General features: G+C 60.9%; 18 protein-coding genes and 1 pseudogene. 8 read left to right on the plus strand and 11 right to left on the minus strand.

What is annotated here, in order from left to right:
* Positions 1–136 precede the first annotated feature (136 nt).
* The gene (locus tag ACK59L_RS03790; protein WP_409271965.1) at positions 137–781 is read left to right on the plus strand and encodes a LuxR family transcriptional regulator; all 645 of its coding nucleotides are present in this window, start codon (positions 137–139) and stop codon (positions 779–781) included.
* Between the two features lie 17 nt (positions 782–798).
* On the opposite strand, the pseudogene ACK59L_RS03795 reads toward ACK59L_RS03790, so the two are convergent.
* Positions 799–909: pseudogene (locus tag ACK59L_RS03795) on the minus strand (hypothetical protein); the annotation flags it as partial.
* Here ACK59L_RS03795 and ACK59L_RS03800 point away from each other — a divergent pair.
* Together ACK59L_RS03800 and ACK59L_RS03805 are read left to right on the plus strand one after the other, a co-directional pair.
* Complete coding sequence (locus tag ACK59L_RS03800; RefSeq protein WP_409271967.1) at positions 865–1,392, plus strand: helix-turn-helix transcriptional regulator; 528 nt, start codon at positions 865–867, stop codon at positions 1,390–1,392. The pseudogene ACK59L_RS03795 and the gene ACK59L_RS03800 sit on opposite strands and share 45 nt — an antisense overlap.
* A gap of 136 nt (positions 1,393–1,528) precedes the next feature.
* Positions 1,529–3,664 (plus strand): TonB-dependent siderophore receptor, encoded by a 2,136-nt coding sequence (locus ACK59L_RS03805; RefSeq protein WP_409271969.1) that lies wholly within the window; start codon positions 1,529–1,531, stop codon positions 3,662–3,664.
* A gap of 51 nt (positions 3,665–3,715) precedes the next feature.
* Here ACK59L_RS03805 and ACK59L_RS03810 read toward each other — a convergent pair whose 3' ends face one another.
* Together ACK59L_RS03810 and ptrR are read right to left on the minus strand one after the other, a co-directional pair.
* Entirely contained in the window at positions 3,716–4,237 is a 522-nt protein-coding gene (locus ACK59L_RS03810; RefSeq protein ID WP_196135983.1) for an acyloxyacyl hydrolase, read from the minus strand.
* Between the two features lie 366 nt (positions 4,238–4,603).
* Positions 4,604–5,473, minus strand: coding sequence for a putrescine utilization regulator PtrR (gene ptrR, locus ACK59L_RS03815; RefSeq protein WP_058604546.1), 870 nt, complete (start codon positions 5,471–5,473; stop codon positions 4,604–4,606).
* A gap of 106 nt (positions 5,474–5,579) precedes the next feature.
* On the opposite strand from ptrR, the gene ACK59L_RS03820 reads away from it, so the two are divergent.
* The gene (locus ACK59L_RS03820) at positions 5,580–6,965 is read left to right on the plus strand and encodes an aldehyde dehydrogenase family protein (RefSeq protein ID WP_196125511.1); all 1,386 of its coding nucleotides are present in this window, start codon (positions 5,580–5,582) and stop codon (positions 6,963–6,965) included.
* Positions 6,966–7,135: 170 nt separating this feature from the next.
* Here ACK59L_RS03820 and ACK59L_RS03825 read toward each other — a convergent pair whose 3' ends face one another.
* Entirely contained in the window at positions 7,136–7,513 is a 378-nt protein-coding gene (locus tag ACK59L_RS03825) for a nuclear transport factor 2 family protein (RefSeq protein WP_409271972.1), read from the minus strand.
* A gap of 49 nt (positions 7,514–7,562) precedes the next feature.
* Complete coding sequence (locus ACK59L_RS03830; RefSeq protein WP_409271974.1) at positions 7,563–8,384, minus strand: NADPH-dependent oxidoreductase; 822 nt, start codon at positions 8,382–8,384, stop codon at positions 7,563–7,565.
* 244 nt (positions 8,385–8,628) lie between these two features.
* On the opposite strand from ACK59L_RS03830, the gene ACK59L_RS03835 reads away from it, so the two are divergent.
* Entirely contained in the window at positions 8,629–8,838 is a 210-nt protein-coding gene (locus tag ACK59L_RS03835) for a hypothetical protein (RefSeq protein ID WP_409271976.1), read from the plus strand.
* Here ACK59L_RS03835 and ACK59L_RS03840 read toward each other — a convergent pair.
* The 6 genes from ACK59L_RS03840 to ACK59L_RS03865 form a co-directional block, all read right to left on the minus strand.
* A complete protein-coding gene (locus tag ACK59L_RS03840; protein WP_409271978.1) occupies positions 8,835–9,806 on the minus strand; it encodes a LysR substrate-binding domain-containing protein in 972 nt (323 codons plus the stop codon). The genes ACK59L_RS03835 and ACK59L_RS03840 overlap by 4 nt on opposite strands.
* A 10-nt stretch (positions 9,807–9,816) precedes the next feature.
* Positions 9,817–11,133 carry an NAD(P)/FAD-dependent oxidoreductase gene (locus ACK59L_RS03845; protein ID WP_409271981.1) on the minus strand — a complete coding sequence of 439 codons (1,317 nt, stop codon included), beginning with the start codon at positions 11,131–11,133 and terminating at the stop codon, positions 9,817–9,819.
* Positions 11,134–11,137: 4 nt separating this feature from the next.
* Complete coding sequence (locus tag ACK59L_RS03850) at positions 11,138–11,470, minus strand: hypothetical protein (protein WP_196136006.1); 333 nt, start codon at positions 11,468–11,470, stop codon at positions 11,138–11,140.
* Complete coding sequence (locus tag ACK59L_RS03855) at positions 11,467–12,786, minus strand: MFS transporter (protein ID WP_196136007.1); 1,320 nt, start codon at positions 12,784–12,786, stop codon at positions 11,467–11,469. Before ACK59L_RS03855 ends, ACK59L_RS03850 begins: the two co-directional genes overlap by 4 nt.
* Positions 12,787–13,024: 238 nt before the next feature.
* Positions 13,025–13,381, minus strand: a complete 357-nt coding sequence (locus ACK59L_RS03860) for a hypothetical protein (protein ID WP_409271983.1) — start codon at positions 13,379–13,381, stop codon at positions 13,025–13,027.
* 8 nt (positions 13,382–13,389) lie between these two features.
* Positions 13,390–13,695, minus strand: a complete 306-nt coding sequence (locus ACK59L_RS03865) for a DUF6482 family protein (protein WP_196136009.1) — start codon at positions 13,693–13,695, stop codon at positions 13,390–13,392.
* A 240-nt stretch (positions 13,696–13,935) separates the two neighbouring features.
* Here ACK59L_RS03865 and ACK59L_RS03870 point away from each other — a divergent pair, with 240 nt between their 5' ends.
* From ACK59L_RS03870 to ACK59L_RS03880, 3 genes are all read left to right on the plus strand, one after another.
* The gene (locus ACK59L_RS03870) at positions 13,936–15,234 is read left to right on the plus strand and encodes a DUF2254 domain-containing protein (RefSeq protein ID WP_409271985.1); all 1,299 of its coding nucleotides are present in this window, start codon (positions 13,936–13,938) and stop codon (positions 15,232–15,234) included.
* 271 nt (positions 15,235–15,505) lie between these two features.
* A complete protein-coding gene (locus tag ACK59L_RS03875; protein WP_409271987.1) occupies positions 15,506–16,198 on the plus strand; it encodes a DUF421 domain-containing protein in 693 nt (230 codons plus the stop codon).
* Positions 16,199–16,356: 158 nt separating this feature from the next.
* Positions 16,357–18,618 carry a TonB-dependent receptor gene (locus ACK59L_RS03880; RefSeq protein ID WP_392515753.1) on the plus strand — a complete coding sequence of 754 codons (2,262 nt, stop codon included), beginning with the start codon at positions 16,357–16,359 and terminating at the stop codon, positions 18,616–18,618.
* The last annotated feature ends 219 nt before the right edge of the window (positions 18,619–18,837 follow it).

Here is an 18,837-nt window from a genome sequence, read left to right on the forward strand (position 1 = left end):
TCAATATGGCATCATCGATTCTTGATTTAGCCAGCACTCGCTCGTTGTACTAGCATACCTGTCACGCACCGATGCCGGCCCAGGATGAGGGCCTGCACTACAGCCGGGTTTCTGCCCTGGCCTCAAGGACGATTCGATGAGCATCAATTCCATTTATCCGCAGATCGGCAAGATCATTGCCAGCACCGGCAGCCGCCAGTTCCCCCGCCTGTTGCATGACCTGATTCAGGCTCACCTGTGCATCGACGCCACGCAGATCCGCCAGCTGCCACGCTCGCCGAGCGAAACCACCGTGCTCGACGAAACCGTGTTCTCGTGCGATCAAGCCACTGCCACCGCCTCGGGCGACCCTTCGCGCCTGCACCGTATCCGCACCAGCGACGCGCGGGTCGAGATCCGCGTCCTGCGCGCCGACACCACCTACGGCTTCTCCGCCCTGGAGCGCAACAGGCTCGAGGCCATTACACCCCTGGTGCTGCCGATGCTGGAGAAACACCTGCGTGCCCTGCAACCCACCGCGCAGCGCAATAGCCACGAAAGCCTGGAGCAGCGGTTCATCGAGCGCCTGGCCCAGACCGGCCTTAAGCTGTCCGAACGCGAGCGCCAGGTCTGCGCACCCAGGCGTCGAGAAGGTTCAGGGCGGCATCGGCCGGGTGGGCGTCAGCCTGCAGGTCGTCCCGCATCAACTTCACGGGCAGTTGGGTGGCGAAACGCTGCCGTGCCAAGCCACCGTCCTGCAACCCAGGCGGTGCGCAAGGCATCGTGCAGGCTAGCCAGATGATCCAGTGCCTGCGACAGCCTGGTCCTGTCCACCTGCCCCTCCAGCGCGACATAGGCGCCAATGTTGTACAGCGGGGACGAGCCTTGGCTGAGTTGCTCCAGCCAGATATCCCGCTGGGCAACGGTCAGGTCGAGGCGCCCGACGGTAGCAATCCGCGTAACCTGCGGCGGGCCCATCAATGCCACCTGGTGTCCTGCAGCGGCAGCAAGCGCTGGGTGATCAGTGCCTACCGGTTGCCCAGCGAGCGACGCTTTTCGCTGGCAGAGCTGTCGCAGCTTAAAAGCCTCTCGAGCACCTTGCTGCCGCTCGTGGAACATCACGGGCAATTGCTCGTTCATGACGGCGCCGAAGTGATCGGCCAGGCGCTGGATGACGCGGAGGTCGGTAGACTGCAGCAAGCCTTCGGCAGGCGCCTGCTTCAGGCGTCGGTCAAGCTCTCGGTGCGCGAACAGGAGGTGTGCGTGGGCTTGCTGGGCGGCTGCACTGCCCCTGAGCTGGCCCAGCGGTTGAATGTAAAGAACAGTTCTGTTGAGACCTATCTAAAACGCGCCGCTGCCAAGCTAGGCGTAAGCGGCCGTAATGGCCTGACCAAATGGATGACAGGTGGCTAGCGACCTGCTCATTAGGGTCTGCGCATACAGAGCACAGGTGTAAACCGAAACAGATGCATTTGATAATGATTCGTAGTATTTTTCGCGGCGCGGTTAAACTTCCAACATCAGCGCCCTACTTAGGATCGTACTGTCGATGCGTCGCACGTTCGTCTCGCTTTGTGTACTTCACGCCGTTTCCCCCCTGGCGTTTGCCGACCCGGCCTCCCCGCCCGACACCGCGCAAATCGAACTTCAAGCCTTGAGCATTACCGGCAGTGCCGACGCCGAGCGGGCCGATGGCCCGGTCGAGGGGTACAAGGCCAGTCGCTCGGCCAGCGCCACGCGCACTGACACGGCACTGCACGAGACCCCTCAGTCGGTCAGCGTGGTGCCCAAGGATGTCCTCCAGGATACGGGCGCCACGCGCCTGCAGGACGGGCTCGACTATGCCGGCGGCGTAGGCCGTGCCAACAACTTCGGCGGCCAGGGCCTTACCACCTTCACGGTGCGCGGCTTTACCACTGGCGAGTTCTACCGCAACGGGTTCCCGATCAACCGGGGCTACCCCAACGCGCCCGACGCCAACACGGTCGAGCGGCTGGAAGTCATTCGCGGCCCGGCCAGCAGCCTGTATGGCCGTGGCGATCCGGGGGGCACCTTCAACGTGGTCAGCAAGCAACCCCTGCCAGACCCTAAAGTGACCCTGGGCAGTCAGTTCGACGACCAAGGCATGCACCGCGCCACCCTCGATGCCACCGGGCCGCTGAACGAGGATGGCTCCGTGGCCTACCGGCTCAATGTGCTGGGCGAAGGCGGCGACAGCTTCCGTGACGATGTGCAGGGCGAGCGCTATGACGTGGCGCCAGTACTCAGCTGGCAGGTCAACGACAGCACCAAGGTGGTGTTCGAAGGCGACTTCATGCGCAACAACCACCCCCTTGATCGCGGCCTGACCCGCTACGCCAGCCAACCGCGCAGCGCCTCGCGGGACACCTACATCTGGGAGAAGGGCAGTGACAACCTGCTGCACAACGACAACAACATGGCCCAGGTACGCTTCGAGCATCTGATCAACCAGGACTGGACGCTGGCTGGCGGCTTCCAGTTCCTCGATGGCAGCCTGCAGGGCAACGCCGTGGAAGCCAACAAGGCCCCGGCCGACGGTCGTACCCTGGAGCGCAACTTCAACTGGCGCAAGCTGCAGTGGACCGACCGGGACTGGCAACTGAACCTGACGGGGCACTTCGACACAGGCGCGTTCAGCCACACCTTGCTGACCGGCGTCGAATACGAGAACTACGATTACAACTCCATCATCCAGCGCTCCTCGGCGCGCGATGGCACCTACCCCATCGATATCTATCACCCGGTACTGGGCCAGCCTCGCCCTGCCCTGACGCGCACCACCACCTGGGACAAGGAGAACCTGCAAACCTGGGCGTTCTTCATTCAGGACCAAGTGGCCCTGACCGAACGTCTCAAGGCGCTGGCCGGGGTACGCCTGGAGCGCTTCGAGCACGACTACGACGACAAGATGCCCACCAACCGCGACTTCAGCAAAGGGGAAAATGGCGTCACACCGCGCGTTGGGCTGATCTACGACCTGACCGATACCCTGGCGGTGTACGCCAATACCGCGCGCTCGTTCAAGCCCAACACCGGCACGCCCGCCAGCGGTGGCGGCTTCGATCCGGAAAAGGGCAAGTCTTATGAGCTGGGGTTGAAGTGGGCGTCGCTCGATGGCCAACTGAGCGCGGATGCCGCGGTCTATCACATCGTCAAAGAAAATGTCCTGGCCAACGATCCAAGCGACCCTACCAACACCTTCAAGGTGGCCGCAGGGCAAGTGCGCAGCCGCGGGCTGGATATCAATGTGGCAGGCAACCTGACCCCCGAATGGCGCGTCATCGGTGGCTATTCCTACGTCGACGCCGAAGTCACCAAGGACACCAGCCTGCCCAGCGGTACGCGACTAGCCAATATCCCGCGCAATACCTTCAGCCTGCTGAACACCTACGAGTTTCAGGACGGTTTGGCCAAGGGGCTCGGGTTGGGCGTAGGGGTGAAGTACGTGGATGACCGCGCCGGCCAGACCGCAACCTCCACCTACACCATGGAGCGCTACAGCGTGGTGGACCTGCTGAGCTTCTACAAGGTGAACGAGCACGTACGCCTGAACCTGGACGTGAAGAACCTGTTCAACAAGGGCTATGACGAAGGCTCGTTCAACACCTACGCCTATCCCGGCGCGCCTCGTACGGTGCAGGCCGGGGTGGCCTACACCTTCTGACAGGCACTTGCCTGGCTCGGCGGCAATGCAGCCGCCGAGCCAGGCTGATCATCAGAAGCCTTTGCTGTAGAACAGCGAGTACGACTCGATGCCATCGTTGGGCTGGCGGATGCCGGCGTTGGAGTAATGGATGGCGCGGATGCCGACCTTCTGCTCCGACGGCAGCTTCAAGCCCAGCCCAATGCGGTCTTCGAAGTTGAAGGACGAGCCCATGCGCTGGTCACCGACGCGGGTCTTGGAAAATGCCGCAATACCGATACCCGCTTCGATGTAGGGGGTGTAGGTGAAGCCGCTGAACTCATAGGTGAACACCGGGCTGAAGGACAGCGAGTGGGCACCGCTGGCATCTGCGCCTTCCCAATAGGTGTAGCCCGCGTCCCAGTAGCCGGTCAGGTGACCAACACTGGTCTCGAACCACTGCTTGTCCCAGTCGAAGGACAAGCCTGCACGGTAGGTCATGTCGCCTTGGCTGGTAACACCGACAGCGCCGGAAACCTGAGCAGCCTGGGCCAGGTTCGCCCCGGCGAAGGCCAGCACGGCGGCAGCCAACGAAGCAGCGATACGGGATTTCATCTATGACATCTCCTGATGGTAAGTGCGACAGCTGGAAGTCTGGACCCTGGGTCAGTCGGTTGCATCAGCCTGCTGAGCATCGACCGGACGGCCTGGGGCTTTGACCTCTCGAAATTTTAGGTAACCGAATCTCATGTTTCGGTCACACGATGTAATAATTGCCGGATTATGGTCAGTTGTATAGGAACTTGGAAGTAGATTGCTATCACTTCTCATGATCCTTAGCCGTTTGCTGCTTGGATCAGGCAGGATAACCGTGCTAGACCGGTTTCCCCATCCAAGGCCCTGGCATGGCAGGCCAACGCGTCGACCCGGCAACGGATGCCTAGACTGGGCGCTGTAAGAATCGTTCAAAATTGTTTTGAATCAGGATGATGAGATGCTTTCTTCAAGTAGACTCACGAACGTGGACAAGCTGCGCGAGACTGTCCCACGGCGCCAGACCAGCCAAGTCTTGAGGTAACGGAAGTCTTCAGACATCGGCCAGGCACTGACCGTACTGCACCCTGGCATGTTCTCCAGCATCGTGCGCGGCATCATGGCCAAGCCTGCACCGGCACTGACGCACGCCAGCATGCCATGGTAAGACTCCATTTCGTGGATCTTGCGTGGGACGGCCTGATCGTTGACGAACCAGTTCTCGAAGTGGTGCCGGTACGAGCAGTTGGCGCGAAAGGCGTAGATGTTTTCGCCGTTCACGTCTTGCGCCCGGGTCACGGGCGCGTGGTTGAGGGGCGCGATGATCACCATCTCTTCTTCGAAGACCGGCATGCCCTCCAAGGTCGGGTGCAAGACCGGCCCGTCGATGAACGCGGCCACCAGCCGACCCGACAGAACACCCTCGAGCATGGTGCCGGACGGTCCCGTGGACAGATCCAGGTCCACCTTGGGATAGCGCTGGTTGTAGGCTGCCAGCACGGCCGGGATCCGCACCGCCGCGGTGCTTTCCAGGGAGCCCAGTGCGAACGTGCCCTGCGGATCCTCCCCTGCCACCGTGCTGCGCGCCTCCTGGACCAAGTCGAGGATGCGCCGGGTGTACTCCAGAAAATTCCAGCCGGCCGGGGACAAACGCAACCGGCTTTTTTCGCGAATGAACAGGTCTACGCCCAAGTCCTCTTCCAGTTGCTTGATGCGCGTGGTCAGGTTGGAGGGCACCCGGTGGATATGCTGCGCCGCTGCACTGATGCTGCCTTGCTCGGCGACTGCCTTGAACATCTCAAGTTGTATCAGGTCCACGGCTTTCTCCAAACGTGAATGAGTGGCTCATTATTATTCAGTTTTCATTAAAGCCCTAGTCCACTAGTCTGAGCCCACTGCATACCTACAGCGAGAGTGTCCCGCCATGAATGCGATCAGCAGCCAGACCCACGCCATCTCCCTTGACCCGTATACCGGCGAACAGATCGGCGCCTACCCGTTCGACACCGATGCCGCGCTTGAAGCTGCGCTAACGCGGGCCAAGCACGGCTACGGCCAGTGGAGCCGGCTGTCGGCCGATCAGCGCAGCGAGCACCTCCTGGCGCTGGCCACTGCCCTGGAGACTCAGGCGGAGACGTTTGCCCAGATGATCAGCCGCGAAATCGGCAAACCCATCACCCAGGCACGGGGTGAAGTCAGCAAGTGCGTGGGGCTATGCCGCTGGTACGCCGAGCACGGTCCCGCGATGCTCGCGCCTGAAGCGACCCAGGTCGAAAAAGCCCGCATCGAATACCGCCCGTTGGGCCCGATCCTGGCAGTGATGCCTTGGAACTTTCCCGTCTGGCAGGTGCTGCGTGGCGCGGTACCGGCGATTCTGGCGGGTAACACCTACGTGCTCAAGCATGCCCCCAATGTGATGGGCAGCGCCTACCTGCTGGACAAGCTGTTCAAGGATGCGGGCGTCCCGCAGGGTGTGTTCGAGGTGCTCAACGTGACACCGGACGGTGTGACTCGCGCCATCAACGACCCGCGCATTGCCGCGGTGACCTTGACCGGCAGCGTGCGCGCTGGCATGGCGATCGGTGCCCAGGCCGGTGCTGCGCTGAAGAAGTGCGTACTGGAACTGGGCGGTTCGGACCCTTTTATCGTGCTGGCCGATGCCGATTTGGATGCAGCCGTGCAGGCAGCAGTGATCGGGCGATACCAGAACACCGGGCAAGTGTGCGCGGCCGCCAAGCGCTTTATCGTCGAGCAGAGCATCGCCGAGGCCTTCACACGCAAGTTCGTTGAAGCAACGCAGGCCTTGAAGGTTGGCAACCCGCTTGAAGAGGCGACCTATATCGGACCCATGGCCCGCTACGATTTGCGCGACGAGCTCGATGGCCAGGTGCAGGCCAGCCTTGCCGAGGGCGCTACGTTGTTGCTCGGCGGGCACAAGGTCGAAGGTGTGGCCAACGTTTACGCACCGACCGTGCTGGGGGATGTGACGCCGCAGATGACAGCCTTCAGGCAGGAACTGTTCGGCCCGGTTGCGGCGATCACCACCGCGCGGGATGCCGACCATGCCGTGGCGTTGGCCAACGACAGCGAGTTTGGCCTGGCCTCGACCATCTACACCGCCGACTATGCCTTGGCCGAGCGCATGACGTCGGCGCTGGAGACCGGTGCGGTGTTCATCAATGGCTACTGCGCCTCCGACCCCCGTGTCGCCTTCGGCGGGGTGAAGAAAAGCGGGTTTGGGCGTGAACTGTCGCATTTTGGCGTGCGTGAGTTCACCAATGTGCAGACGGTGTGGTTGGATCGCAACTGAGGCGCTGCCTGGCTTTGGAACCGTATTGTGGCGGTGGGGTTTTAGCTTCGCGTTTCACACCGTCAGGGGCCAGTTGAACCACAAGGGGGTGTCAGACCAAGCGGCAGACGCCATCCCGCTGCCGCCTGCCTCCTCAAGCGTTCAAAATGATTGCTGGCGACCGCGAGCAATCATAATGCCCATGTCTCATGCAAATGACGCCACTTTACCCGATCCTCAACCAACACCAACAATGCCGTCGATACCCGTACCGTCTCGCTCTTACCTTCGGCTCTATGTATCTCCCGATACCTGACCATCGCACCATCGGTCCATTGATGCAGGGTCTCTAAATCCCTTAGCTCGATACTCAGCCCCGGCTGACTGCCCGCGTTCCGATCAAAAAGCTGCTCCACATCCCGCAGTTCGAACTGCAGCCTTCCGGGTGAAACCATCGAAAAATCTGGTACGAAGTGCTGCATCATCGCTTCAACCGAACCCTCGCCCCGGGCAAACCGTGCTTCGATCAGGTGGTGCAAGTCCACGACTTCCTGAAGATAGCTATTCATTAGGGTTCCTTAAACAAAGATGCGCTGTGATCGGTCGGTGAATGCCGCCTCACCGCAACCCGAACCCCATCCGCTTCAACTCATCAAACAGCGCTTCCCGCCCATGCAAGCTGGCAACGCTTCGTAGCCGGCTAACGACCTGTTCCGACCACCCCGAGGCTTTCATGCCTTCACGGTGGTAGAACGCCCCCAGGCGCTCGTCGTAACGGGACAGCAAGCTCTGTTCCTGAGCGGTCGAGTACGTCTCATGGTGCAGGACAACCTCCTGCGGTAGCCGCGGTTTGACCTTGGCGGGGCGATCCGCAGAGGGGTAGCCGACACACAAGCCAAACACGGGATAGACATGAGCTGGCAAGTCCAACTCTGCGGCCACTCCCTGAATGTCGTTACGGATGCCGCCGATATAAACACTTCCCAATCCCAGGGACTCCAGGGCAACGACCGCATTCTGCGCCGCAAGAGCCGCATCGATCGTACCCAGCAGCAGGCTCTCGAGGTAAGGCAGTGCTTCAAGTGCCACGCCATGCTGCTCGCCAATGCGCGACACCCGTGACAGGTCGGCAAGCCAGACCAGAAACAGCGGCGCCTGGTGAATATAAGCCTGATTGCCCGCCAGCACCGACAGCCGTTGCTTGCGGCCGGGATCCTGAACGGCCACCACGCTCCAGACCTGTAGGTTTGAGGACGTAGACGCAGACTGCGCAGCGGCAATCAGGGCGTCCAACGTACCATCAGGCAGCGATCGGTCCTCAAATGCCCGTACGCTGCGATGGTCGAGCAACTGCTCGATCACTGCATTGCATTGGGTGAGCGGCGATACCTCTTCGGTACCATAGCGGGCGGCAAGTTTTGATCGGCTAGCGGCTGTCATACAATTCCTCCAGAAAGATAGGAGGCTATCAAAAAACGGCGCCCTGCACATAACAGGCGTCATAGGCTCGAAGCCTTTTGGCAGGCTCACAAACCTTATGCCAACTGACTTTCAACTCAATCGATAACGGACAGCCAGCGTGACGACACCTTCCCTAGCACCTCGAGAGGTCTACCAGATACTCCGTGATATCGCCCTCGGGATTCGAGATCTACAGCGCGTAAGCGAACCAAGTTGGGCAGAAATGGCCTGTGGATCCATCACCGTACAAGCAGACGGTTGGGTACTCACCTTGTGCAATGAAAACGGCGCGCTGGATCATTGCATCCGTTGTTCCAGCCCTGACGGTCGCACTTACCTGTTCGATGCCTGCCAACCCTACGGCACCAACCCAGTGGTGTTTCTAAGCACCTGGGAACATGCCCAATTGCTGCGCTTGCTTGGGGTAGCCTAGGAAACCGCGCTCCCATCAGCGCCTGAGCACTGCAAATAAGCCTGGGTGACCTGGTTGGTGCGGCTGGCATAGTCGAGGATCCACTGTTTGAACACCCTATGCGGCGCCGAGGACTCCAGCGCCTTGGCATGCACCAGGTATTCGACGTGGCCTGTGTTGACCACCGCCTCCACAGGCCGGATGAGCGTGCCGTTAGCAAAGTCTTGCCAGGGTGCCACGTAGGCCCACATCAGCATGACACCCTGCCCAGCCAAGGCTGCCCGGCAAGCCAGGTCATAATTGGAAACCGACAGCGTGTAATTGATACCTCGAGTCTCGCATCCGGCCCGGTTGAACCAGTCCGGCCAACCTTTGACGGTGCGCAGGTGCCGCACCTCGAAGTCGATCAGCTTTTCTCGCGAGAGCTCGACCATGTTGGTTAACGTACGTCCTTGAAGGTAGCCGGGTGTGCACACCGGAAAAATCACTTCCTCGAACAGCTCGATGCACACCTGGTCGCGACCTAGGACCTGATCGTAGAGGATGGTGAAGTCGGTGTCGTTGTTATGGATCCCCGCGTAGTCCTCCCCATCGGCTGCAATTACCCGAACGCGGATGTCGGGGTGGCGTTCCTTGAACTCGGCGATACCGGGCAGCAGCCAGAAGCTGGCGATTGCCATGCTGGCGCTGATAGTGACGGTTGGGCTTTTCTCGTTTTCTAGGGTTTCGACCGCGCCACGCAGCTCCGCCAGGCTACGCTCGATCCCGCCCAGCAATGTGCGTCCGGCCTTGGTCAGTTCCAGCGTCTTGTGCGTGCGGGTGAACAACTGCACGCCAAGGCTGTCTTCGAGGTGTTTGACCTGTCGGCTCACGGCACTCTGGGAAAGGCTGACCTCCTCGCCCGCCCGGGTAAAGCTCAGGTGGCGGGCCGCCGCCTCGAAAGCCTCTAGGTTTTGCAGTGGCGGGAGTCGTTTGCGTGGGGTGCTCATGGCCTGCCTTCTAGTATTCCTGCCTGCCCACCCAGCGCTCTTTGGTCAGGTAAGCGTTGACGCCAAGATCCAGCAACGGCCTGGGTGGCAGCTTTTGCGGCGCGCCGAGGGCCTGCATATCGGCGATCAAGGGATTGTCGAACCCGCACGCCATGTCAGCCAGCGTCACGCCAGCGATGGTTTGCTTGGCAATACCGACACCGTTACACCCGACGGCGGCATGCACGTTTTCGCCAATCTTGCCCCAGCGCGGCGCACCATTGCGAGTGATGGAGAAAAAACCCATCCAGAAGTGTTCAAGCGCCACATCCTCCAGCTCAGGGAAGCGTGCCAGGAATACCTGCCGGTGCTGTGCCCGCACCCTGTCCCTCACCGACTTACCTACCTGCAGGCCCGGGGTGAAATCGAAGTGCTGGCGGATCAACAGGCGGTGATCACGGGTATAGCGCAGGGTGGCGCCACTGATGGCATTTGCCGGTGTCACGCCCCATTCATCGATATTACCCAGCCGGGCACGCTGCCCTAGCGTCAGCGGTTGGGTCAGGCTGGCGTAAGAGGCCACGTTGAACAGTTGCCGTTCAAAACCTGGCAGCTGGCAGGCACTGCCGTTGTTGGCCAGGATCAGCTGACGAGCCCGAACTGAACCTCTTGCAGTTTCAGCGACGATATTTACACCGTATTGCAAGCGCGTCACTGCGCTGTTCTCGAAGATGACGACGTTGTCAGGCAGCGTATCGGCCAGGCCGCGCGTCAGTGCCGCTGGGTTCATCAGAATGCAGCCTGGTGTGTAGATGCCCGCGTGAAAGTAGGCGGTCCCTAGTCGCCGGGCCAGTTCGGCCTGCTCCAGCCATTGGTACGGCTCGCCCAGCGCGTGCAATTCTTGAGCATGGTGGCGCAACAAGGTGTCGGCCAGATGTGGTGCGGCCGCGCAGTGGTATTTGCCTTGCTCGCTCCAGTCACAGGCGATGCGCTGGGTAGTGACGATGGCTTCTAGGTGATCGATACCGGCCTTCATCAAACGCTTGTAGTTGACCGCCTTCTCCAGTTCGGCAGTAGAACTGCCCACGTTGTGCGGCACATCAATGGCAAAACCCGAGTTGCGCCCCGAGGCGTTGTCCCCGGCCACGCCTGCTTCAAGGATCACGACGTGGTCATTGGGCCGCAGCCAGGCCAGCTGGCGCGCGGCGGCCAGCCCAGCGTAGCCGGCGCCGATCACGAGCCAGTCGGCTTGCACATGCCCGAGCAAGGGTGCGTGGGGCGTGCGCGGTGGCAATATCGCTGACCAACCGTTTGTTTGATCGTCATGGGGTTTGAGCCTCAGGTCCATGCCACTACTCCCCTGGCGGCGTGATGACGAAGAATACCTTCGCCTGGGTGCCGAAGTATTTGACCGGTGTGTGCTTAGGGATGCGCAGGGTGGTCTGCGGTCCACCCTCAAAGCGCTCGCCCGATGGAAGTTCGAAGCCAAAATGGCCCTCGACAACCATCAACACCTCATCATAATCAAGCGTCTTGAATGGCCCGTCGTCCCCATCCCAGCGCGCAAAGCCTGCCAAAAGCGGGCCTTGTTCGACCGCCCAGCCCATCTCCACCTTTGAGCTGCCCGACAGGGGCCTTGGGTGGTAACGCACGTGTTCGGCGGTGACCGCCAATGGCCGGGTCATTGGATTTCCTTCTGCATGTGATGGGCGCAGGCCCAGTAGTGGTAGCTGGCCCAGAAGCCTGTGAATGCGCAGCCGAGCAGCACGTAGCGCAGCGACTGCGCGGGGTCGGCCAGATGCGGTGCAATCAGGTCCGAAAGCAGCCCTATCAACTGCGGCGCGATGGCCAGGTTGGCAATGTTGGCGGTGAACAGCAGGATGGCGGAGCCTTTGGCGCGCATAGCAGCTGGGTACAGGTTCTGCAGCAGACCGATCGAAGGCCCGATGTAGATATAGGTGACTGGCACGAACAACCACAACAGCACATGGCTCACCGCAAGATCACGGGTGATGAACAGGGCCACGGAGAACAGCGTGCCCAGCAGCGTGGTCCAGGCGACGAAGCGGGCTTGGCCAGACAAGGGTCGACTGCGCAGCAGCAGCATGACGACGACGGTGATGACCATCATCGCTGTCCCGGCGATACCATGGATCGGGCCAAGCAGCGCCCCCGCTTCCCCCACCGACAGGCCGTGGCTGCGAACCAGGAAGGAGGTGGCCCACCACAGAATCCCCCAGCCCCAGAAGGTCACCACCGTCGCCCCGGCGATCAGGTGCAGCAGTGCGCGGTGGCGCAGGGTGTAGGCCAGGGCTGCCTTGAAACCATTGTCGCTGCCCTTATCAAGCACGGTACCTGGCTGCAGGCCATCGTCCACACGTTTGGGCTCGCGAATACATAACCAGGCCAATAGAGCAAACGGCAGGCCGCACAAGCCAAATACCAGCAGCGTGGTACGCCAGCCATGGGCATCGTTCAGGTAACCTGCGCCGGATGCGCCGAACCAGGCGCCTACGCTGGCGCCTATGCCGTACACCGAGAGTGCGAATGCGCGCAGTTGCGGGCGGAATTTGTCTGCGATGATCGAGTGACTGGGCGGTGTCCCCCCTGCCTCCCCGACGCCGACGCCGATACGCGCCAGCAGCAGCTGCCAGAAACCACTGCTGAGCCCGCAAAGTACGGTCATTGCTGACCACACCGCCACCGCTGCACCGACCATGCGCTTGCGATTCGTCCGGTCGGCCAAGGCGCCCAGTGGCAAGCCCGCAGCGACGTAGAAAATGGCCAGTGCCACGCCAGTCAGAAACCCGACAGCCGCGTCGCTGAGTTGAAACTCGTGCTTGATGGGCTCGATCAAGGTAGAAAGTACGTACCGGTCGGCAATGTTAATGGCGTAGATGGCGGTAAGGATCAGTAACGTCGACCAGGCGCCCGAGCTGGCGACGACGGCTGAGGTTGTTGAATGCACTGTGACGCTGGCACTGTTGGATTGCACAGACATGTGTGATCTCCAGCCGCAGACGCGCGCGCCAAGGGCGGCGCCGAGCGCTCGTTATTGTTGTTGTATGAGGGCATGCCCCTTGGGAGGTGAGCATGCAGGCCACGTTACCTGCATGCAGAACCCGGCTACAGCGCTAATTGTTTCTAGCTTGCATGCGCCTGATGCATGCATAGCGAGTCATACAGTAGGCAGTAGGCCGTCGTGCGGTCCATTAACAGGCTGCGGGATTACTGGCTGCTCAGCTGGGGTTTACGCACGGTTTCATCTTTGCCACGGCCCGCTCCCAGCTCCGTGTTATCTCATCACCCACCGCCCCACAGCGCGCAACTGCCGGCTCGAACGGCCGCACCTTAACGTGCTCGATCAGGAACTCATCCGTCCAGCCTGCCCACTCACCGGCCATGGACCTGAGGTTCCAATGCAATGCCGGATACAATTCATGCCACAGCATGCTGTGCAATTGATCAAGCGTGTAGGGGCTCTGGGCCATGGCCCTGGCCACCCACGCCAGGCTCGACTCTGTCAGTTCGGTGTCCAGAAAGAACTGCGACAGGGCTTGCCAGGCTTGCAGGCGGCTCTGGTCTATCGTTTGCACCGACTGTGCTACCACTGCTCTGCCAGCGTCACGGGGACGCGCAGCGGCGCCAGGGGACCATCGCGCTGGCCGCACATCTCGTCATGCACCACATGCTGCACCAGCATGCATGGCACAGGCGGCACATCGGCCAGTAGCTCGCGCAGCTCCGTCATCGACCGCAGGCGCACCGCCTGCCCCTGGGCATCGCTGAACGTCTGCGGACCGTCGGCCGTCAACGCGCGCAGTACGTAAAAGCCGCCTTCGAGCGACAGCAGTTCGAGTTCGTTGACGGTGCCGGCAGTGGCCAGTTGCTTCAGTTGGTCTAAGTTCATGGCAGATACTCCATCCGGCAGGCGCGGCCTGCATCGGGCTTGATGGATAACGTCGAGCGCTCGCACTTATACAAATCCAGCGCCTTGTATAAGGATACCGCAGGGCTGCCGTCGTTCCGTCTCGTTTGCAAAACCCGAACACGGGTCGCGAAACTATCTGCACCCACTTGAACTCAATCGTGGCGATGCCGCAGAGCTTCAGGCTGCACGCGGCCTACCTACTGAGGAAGATTGACCACCATGATCGCTCGCTGGCGTTGGGCACTTGCGCAAACGACGAAAAGGCTATGGTTTCGCGCCGGCCTGTTTTCCCTGATCGGTGTACTCACCGCGCTGCTGGCCATTGCCTTGCGCGACATGGTGCCGGCGTCGTTGCCGGCGAAAGTCGGGGCGGACTCGGTCGATAAGATCCTGGGCATCATCGCCTCCAGCATGCTGGCGGTGACCACGTTTTCGCTCAGCACCATGGTATCGGCCTACAGCGCCGCCAGCAGTGGCGTGACACCTCGCGCGACCAGCCTGGTAATGGAGGACGCCACTACACAGAATGCCCTGGCGACGTTCATCGGCTCTTTTCTGTTCAGCCTGGTGGGCATCATCGCCCTGAGTACGGGCATTTATGGCGCTCAGGGCCGTGTAGTGTTGTTTGCAGTGACCTTGGTGATGATCGTACTGATCGTGTACACCCTGCTGCGCTGGATCGATCACTTGTCCAAGCTTGGCCGCGTCGGGGAAACCATCGACCGCGTGGAGGACGCGGCCATTACAGCGCTCAAGCGCCGCGCGCAGTGGCCTTACCTGGGGGCACAACCCTACACGGATGCTACGCAGGTTGACCCGGACGCAGTACCGATTCCCTGCGATGACATCGGCTATGTACAACACGTCGATGTCAGCGCCCTCGCCCACGCAGCCGACAAGTACAATGCCGTAATCTACCTGGAAGTGCTGCCGGGCAGTTTCGTGCATCACGGTACGGTGCTGGCACGCGCCGTGTGCAGCGTTCAGGCAGGCAGTACCGCAGAACTTGAAGCTGAGATTCTGGCTGCAGTGACCCTCGGTGCACGGCGCACCTATGGCCAGGACCCGCGCTTCGGGCTCTCGGTGCTGGCAGAGATTGCTTCCCGCGCATTGTCTCCCGCCACCAACGACTCTGGCACGGTTATCGACGTCATAGGCCGTGGAGTACGCTGCTTTTCCACATGGGCACGGCAAGCGCCGGATACTAAGACCAACGGGCAGTTTCAGAACGTGCATGTGCGCGGTTTAACGGTTGACGACATGTTCGATGACTTCTTCACGCTGATTGCACGGGACGGTGCCGGCTTGCTGGAAGTGGACATCCGCTTGGTAAAAGCCCTGGGGAGCCTGGCGCGCATCGCGCCTGATCGTTTTGGCCAAGCATGCATCGCGCATGTGGATTTGTTGCTCAAGCGGGCCCAGCAGGCATTGTCGTTGGAAGAGGACAAGCACCGATTGCGGACGTTGGTCCAGAGTCTGGAATGGCCCAGCGCGACTGTCTTGAAAGCCACTTCATAATCTGACCGTTCATCACCTTTTTCGCCTAATTCAACGCTCCACAGAATGAGGACTTTTATTTCACCGAATTTTCACGTTGCCAAGTGGATTATCAACTCATCCCCATGAGAAAGACTTAAGCCCGACTAGCAGCGGGCTTTCTTTTACCCGCTCGAAAATCCCCCTCCTTTGAATGCCACCCTCCCTTGCTCAGCCCATGGCGACGCCCACGCTGAACCGTGTCTATTACCCTCAGGTCAATTGATCACAAGGTGGAGATGGAGGGCGCTTGATGGAGTCATTCGATCTGCAAAGGATGCTGCTGGGTGACTTGCCCGTCACGTTTCTGATGGAAGTGATGATGCGCGTGGTTGCGGCCTTTCTGGCCGTGTTTCTGTTTCTGAAGTTCAGCGGCAGGCGTGGCATCAAGCAGCTTTCGCGCTTCGAACTGGTCGTCATCCTAACCCTGGGTTCGGCCGCCGGCGATGTGACCTTCTACGAAGATGTGCCATTGCTGCCGGTGGCCCTGGTGTTCGTCACGCTACTGCTCCTGTATCGCGGTACGATCTACCTGATGCGCCGGAGTAAGACGTGCGAAGCCTGGATCGACGGCCTCCCGATCACTGTCGTCAAGGACGGGCAGTACGAAATTCACTCGTTGCGCAACCTGAACATATCCTCCAACGAGTTGTTCATGGAGCTGCGCCAGCAAGGGGTGGAGCACCTGGGCCAGGTGCGGTTGGGTTTGCTTGAGACCGACGGCGAACTGAGCCTCTACTTCTACAAAGCCGAAGACACTCAGCCGGGACTGTCAGTGCTGCCACCTGAACACCGCCTGGAATACGACGCCCCACCTTCAGCAGGTTTGTATTGCTGCGTCAGTTGTGGTCTGCCGGTACAGCATCAACTTCATGACGTCATTGCCTGCCCGCGCTGTGGCCATCGCAGTTGGTCACTCGCCCTGATGACCACCCGCACCCGCTAGTGGCCGGCACCCACGAGATCCGTAAGCAACCATCGAGTTACAACTTGGGCCCGGCGATGCAAACAAAAGCTTAGCGATAACGATTCCCACTCGCTATAATTCTGCACCTTGCTGCAAGGCCATTTCCTGTCGTTCCAATTCCTTCATCAGGTTCTCACATGCCCTTCCCAAATTTTGCCCGCAAGCCTGCGTTGCACACTGTCGTCTGGTTGCCCCTGGGGTTGGTCGCAAGCGTGGCGTCACCGCTCACACTTGCCCAGAACACACTGGAAATCCCGGTGCCGGTCGCACAGCCCGTCAATGCGGCCGGCACCACCGGTACGGTTCTTGAGCTTGAAGAAACCGCAGTCTCGGCCAGCGCCGACGCCTCCAGGGATGGCTTGGTACCTGAATATGAAGGGGGCCAAGTAGCCCGCGGTGGGCGTGTTGGTATCCTGGGCAACAAGGACTACATGGAGACGCCCTTCACATCCACCTCCTATACCAATCAACTGATCCAGGACCAGCAGGCGCACAGCGTCGCCGACATTCTGCAGAACGATCCTTCCGTGAGAGTCGCCCGTGGCTTCGGCAACTTCCAGGAACTCTATGTCATGCGCGGCTTCCCGCTGTATTCCGATGACATCGCCTACAACGGCCTCTATGGCCTGCTGCCGCGTCAATACGTGGCAGCGGAGTTCATCGAGCGGGTCGAGGTATTCCGCGGGGCCAACGCCTTCCTCAACGGCGCTGCCCCCGGCGGTACCGGCATCGGCGGCGCCATCAACATCCTGCCCAAGCGCGCCCCGAACGAGCCCCTCACCCGGCTGACCGCTGGCGTTGAAAACCGGGGCTTCGGTACCGTTTCGGCCGACGTGGCGCGGCGCTTCGGGGAGCAGGACCGTTTTGGCGTTCGCGTGAACGTGGCCAAGCGCGACGGGGAGACAGCGGTACAGGACCAGGACCGCTCCCTGGACATGTTCGCCCTGGGCCTGGACTACCAAGGCGAGCGTCTGCGGCTTTCGGCCGACATCGGCCACCAGTACCATTTCATCGATAACCCGCTGCCCAGCGTCACCCCTACAGGCCGCGTACCCAGCCCGCCGGATGCCGACAAAAACTACGGCCAGCCCTGGACGTACTCCAAGGAGAAGCAAACATTCGGCACCTTCCGTGCCGAATATGACCTCTCCGATGCACTCACCACCTGGGCTGCCATCGGCATGCGCAAGGGGGAAGAGAAGAACGTGCTGGCCAACCCCTCCTCAGACGCCAATGGCGTGACCCGTTCGACGCGCTTCGACAATTACCGGGAAGAGACCGTGGCCACCGGTGAGGTGGGCATGCGCTACACCCTGCAAACAGGTCCGGTATCGCATCAGTGGGTGCTGTCCGGCTCGATGTTCGACAACAAGGACCGAAATGCCTGGGCGGGTAATTTCGGTGGTTTCGCCAACGATCTCTATGACCCGGTGTATGTCGCCAAGCCCGACAACACCAGTTTCAGTGGCGACATGTCCGACCCACATGTGACCGCTAGAACCCGTACCCAAAGCCTGGCCATCGCTGACACTCTAGGGTTCTTCAATGATCAGTTGCTGATCACCCTGGGGGCTCGTCGGCAAGGGCTGGACGTGACAGGTTACGACTACAATTCCGGCGACAAGACATCCAAGTACAAACGCTATGAAACCACGCCGGTTGCCGGCGCGGTGTATCAAATCAACGAGCAGTTCTCGGTATACGCCAACTACATCGAGGGCTTGACCAAGGGCGATACCGCCGGCGCCACCACTACCCTGCCTGATGGCTCCAGAGCGCCGGTGCTCAATGCCGGCGCCTCCCTGGCGCCCTACGTGGCCAAACAGACCGAAGTGGGCGTGAAGTATGACGGCGGAGGCCTCGGTGGCAGCCTGGCGGTGTTCGAGACGCGCAAGCCGGTCGGCATCGTCGAGGACCAGGTCTTCAAAGAAGGCGGCGAACAACGCAACCGCGGGATCGAGTTGTCGGTGTTCGGCGAGCCGACGCCCGGCGTGCGTCTGCTCGGCGGCGTCACCCTCCTCGATGCTGAGCTCACCAAGACCCAGAACGGTCAGGACGACGGCAACCAGGCCATCGGCGTGCCCAAGACCCAGGCCAACATCGGTGGCGAATGGGACGTGCCAGGTGTGAACGGCCTGACCCTGACCAGCCGAGTGGTCTACACCGGCCGTCAGTACATCAACAATGCCAATAACCTCGAGATCCCTTCATGGACGCGGCTGGACCTGGGGGCCCGCTACGGCTTCAAGGTCGACGAGAAGGATGTCACCCTGCGTGCGCGTCTGGACAACGTGGCCGGTCGTGACTATTGGGCTTCCGCTGGTGGGTATCCAGGCTCGAACTATCTGGTACTCGGTGCGCCACGTACGCTGTCTCTAAGTGCGTCGGTCGATTTCTGACCGCGCACGTCGCACGACTTGGCCCCCCGACGGCAAGCGTTGTGCCATGCACCGCTTCAGGGCTGCTCCGCAGCCCGTCGCCGTCAGGCCGGGCCCCTCACAACTTAGGGGCCAATGCAGGCCTCAGGTTTGAACCTTCGCGCATCGACTACCTTCCCGTTTTCACTTCTGAAAAGAAAGTATTAATCCTCTAAGCCTGTTTTTCTTCACAAACGATAG

This window comes from Pseudomonas sp. KCJK9111 (assembly GCF_046231935.1).
GTDB classification, from domain to species: Bacteria; Pseudomonadota; Gammaproteobacteria; order Pseudomonadales; family Pseudomonadaceae; genus Aquipseudomonas; species Aquipseudomonas parafulva_B.

Excerpts from the sequence above, each read along its gene's own strand:
- ACK59L_RS03790 (WP_409271965.1), top strand. The coding sequence starts at position 137 with ATGAGCATCAATTCCATTTATCCGCAGATCGGCAAGATCATTGCCAGC.
- ACK59L_RS03805 (WP_409271969.1), top strand. The coding sequence starts at position 1,529 with ATGCGTCGCACGTTCGTCTCGCTTTGTGTACTTCACGCCGTTTCCCCC.
- ACK59L_RS03810 (WP_196135983.1), bottom strand. The coding sequence starts at position 4,237 with ATGAAATCCCGTATCGCTGCTTCGTTGGCTGCCGCCGTGCTGGCCTTC.
- ACK59L_RS03820 (WP_196125511.1), top strand. The coding sequence starts at position 5,580 with ATGAATGCGATCAGCAGCCAGACCCACGCCATCTCCCTTGACCCGTAT.
- ACK59L_RS03825 (WP_409271972.1), bottom strand. The coding sequence starts at position 7,513 with ATGAATAGCTATCTTCAGGAAGTCGTGGACTTGCACCACCTGATCGAA.
- ACK59L_RS03830 (WP_409271974.1), bottom strand. The coding sequence starts at position 8,384 with ATGACAGCCGCTAGCCGATCAAAACTTGCCGCCCGCTATGGTACCGAA.
- ACK59L_RS03835 (WP_409271976.1), top strand. The coding sequence starts at position 8,629 with ATGGCCTGTGGATCCATCACCGTACAAGCAGACGGTTGGGTACTCACC.
- ACK59L_RS03840 (WP_409271978.1), bottom strand. The coding sequence starts at position 9,806 with ATGAGCACCCCACGCAAACGACTCCCGCCACTGCAAAACCTAGAGGCT.
- ACK59L_RS03845 (WP_409271981.1), bottom strand. The coding sequence starts at position 11,133 with ATGGACCTGAGGCTCAAACCCCATGACGATCAAACAAACGGTTGGTCA.
- ACK59L_RS03850 (WP_196136006.1), bottom strand. The coding sequence starts at position 11,470 with ATGACCCGGCCATTGGCGGTCACCGCCGAACACGTGCGTTACCACCCA.
- ACK59L_RS03855 (WP_196136007.1), bottom strand. The coding sequence starts at position 12,786 with ATGTCTGTGCAATCCAACAGTGCCAGCGTCACAGTGCATTCAACAACC.
- ACK59L_RS03865 (WP_196136009.1), bottom strand. The coding sequence starts at position 13,695 with ATGAACTTAGACCAACTGAAGCAACTGGCCACTGCCGGCACCGTCAAC.
- ACK59L_RS03870 (WP_409271985.1), top strand. The coding sequence starts at position 13,936 with ATGATCGCTCGCTGGCGTTGGGCACTTGCGCAAACGACGAAAAGGCTA.
- ACK59L_RS03875 (WP_409271987.1), top strand. The coding sequence starts at position 15,506 with ATGGAGTCATTCGATCTGCAAAGGATGCTGCTGGGTGACTTGCCCGTC.
- ACK59L_RS03880 (WP_392515753.1), top strand. The coding sequence starts at position 16,357 with ATGCCCTTCCCAAATTTTGCCCGCAAGCCTGCGTTGCACACTGTCGTC.